The organism is Vibrio sp. 1249-1 (assembly GCF_033340495.1).
Window position 1 is genome coordinate 1 of record NZ_JAWOWJ010001068.1, and the last position, 540, is coordinate 540.

At 45.6% G+C, this 540-nt stretch carries 1 protein-coding gene and 1 pseudogene; both read left to right on the forward strand.

Annotated features, from left to right (window positions below; all coding sequences use genetic code 11):
* A pseudogene (locus tag R7Z50_RS30505) lies at positions 1-315 on the forward strand (flagellar biosynthetic protein FliP); the annotation flags it as partial.
* A 26-nt stretch (positions 316-341) separates the two neighbouring features.
* On the forward strand, positions 342-540 hold a 199-nt coding region (locus tag R7Z50_RS30510; RefSeq protein ID WP_318150151.1), incomplete at its 3' end, for a flagellar biosynthetic protein FliQ.

Consider the following 540-nt stretch of genomic DNA (forward strand, 5'->3'; position numbering starts at 1 on the left):
CAAACGCGTATTAAGGATTTGGAAACCTTCGTAAATATGTCGGGCGAGCAAGTAACCAATCCAGAAGATGTGTCGATGGCGGTGTTGATTCCCGCTTTTATCACCTCGGAGCTGAAAACGGCGTTCCAAATCGGTTTTATGTTGTTTCTGCCGTTCTTGATCATCGACTTGGTGGTGGCATCGGTTTTGATGGCCATGGGTATGATGATGCTATCGCCAATGATTGTATCGCTGCCGTTTAAGTTGATGCTGTTTGTGTTGGTGGATGGTTGGAACTTGATATTGTCGACCTTAGCCGGCAGTTTCGCCCTTTAGATTGGCACAGAGAAAAGAGGTAAGACATGACTCCTGAAATGTTTGTCGAGCTTTTCCGTGAGGCACTGTGGATGGTGTTGATCATGGTCTGTGCCATTATTATCCCTAGTTTGCTCATCGGTTTGGTCGTGGCGATTTTTCAAGCCGCGACGTCAATTAACGAACAGACATTAAGCTTCTTACCTCTTTTGATCGTGACTTTGTTAGCTTTGATGCTGTTTGGTC